At 55.5% G+C, this 1,162-nt stretch carries 1 protein-coding gene; it reads left to right on the top strand.

Features of this window, described 5'->3' with window-relative positions; all coding sequences use genetic code 11:
- The first annotated feature begins 79 nt into the window (after positions 1 to 79).
- Positions 80 to 1,162, top strand: a complete 1,083-nt coding sequence (locus J8I87_RS43965; protein WP_209938900.1) for an IS630 family transposase — start codon at positions 80 to 82, stop codon at positions 1,160 to 1,162.

The raw sequence follows: 1,162 nt of genomic DNA, 5'->3' as shown, positions 1-1,162 counted from the left end.
TCCTAGTGTTCCGTCCCAGAAATAACTTTACGTAAATCCAGCATGTTCTATGATCGAGTCATGTGTGCTGGAGACGATCATGGGACGTAAGGGAATCGAGGTTGTCGTGTCCAAACTGGAGCGAGAACAATTGCTGTCAATGAGCCGTTCGCGTTCGCTGCCTCATTCGCTGGTGCGTCGAGCAAAGATCGTCCTGATGGCAGCAGACGGTCATACGAACCAGGAAATCGCGGTGCAATGTGAAGTCACCTCTCCTGCAATCACACATTGGAAGAAGCGCTTCGTCGCGCAGGGGCTCGCCGGTCTGCATGATGAGGCGCGTCCGGGGCGGCCGCGCGCGCACGACGATGAAACGGTAGCCGAGCTACTGGCAAAGGTGCTGCATGAGAAGCCGGACGGCGCAACGCACTGGAGCGTGCGTTCAGCTGCTGCGCAAACGGGTATTTCGAAGAGCTCGGTGGCCCGGTACCTGTCGATGTTCGGTGTGCAGCCTCATCGCTCGAAGAGCTTTAAGCTTTCTACCGATCCGTACTTCGTCGAGAAGGTGCGCGATATTGTTGGCCTGTATCTGAGTCCGCCCACCAACGCCCTGGTACTGTGTGTCGACGAGAAGAGTCAATGCCAGGCACTTGAGCGCACGCAGCCAGTGTTGCCGATGGGTCTAGGCTATCTCGAAGGTGTGACGCACGACTATATCCGGCATGGCACAACAACCTTGTTTGCTGCGCTCAATGCAGCTACGGGCGAGGTCATCGCGCAGTGCAAGTCGCGTCACCGGCATCAGGAGTTTTTGGCCTTTCTGAAACACGTTGATCAGGCAGTTCCGGAGGATCTTGACGTGCATCTGATTGTCGATAACTACGCTACGCATAAGCACCCAAAGGTCAAGGCATGGCTGGCCAGACACACGCGTTATCACATGCACTTCACGCCCACTTATTCGAGCTGGCTCAATCAAGTGGAGCGCTGGTTTGGCATGATCACGCAGCAGGCTATCCGACGCGGATCCTTCAGAAATGTGCGCCAACTCATCACCAGCATCGAGCGCTATGTCGCACGCTACAACCAGCATAACCGTCCGTTTGTCTGGACCGCAACCGCCGACTCTATCCTTCAGAAAGTGGCTCGGTTATGTAAAGTTATTTCTGGGACGGAACACTAG

Origin of the sequence: Paraburkholderia sp. LEh10 (assembly GCF_017814945.1) — a bacterium.
In the GTDB taxonomy this organism is placed as follows: Bacteria; Pseudomonadota; Gammaproteobacteria; order Burkholderiales; family Burkholderiaceae; genus Paraburkholderia.
Note: the sequence above shows the minus strand (reverse complement) of the source record. Positions and strands in the feature narration are given on the sequence as shown.

Bases quoted from the DNA above. Each gene is read 5' to 3' on its own strand.
- J8I87_RS43965 (WP_209938900.1), top strand. From the start codon at position 80: ATGGGACGTAAGGGAATCGAGGTTGTCGTGTCCAAACTGGAGCGAGAA.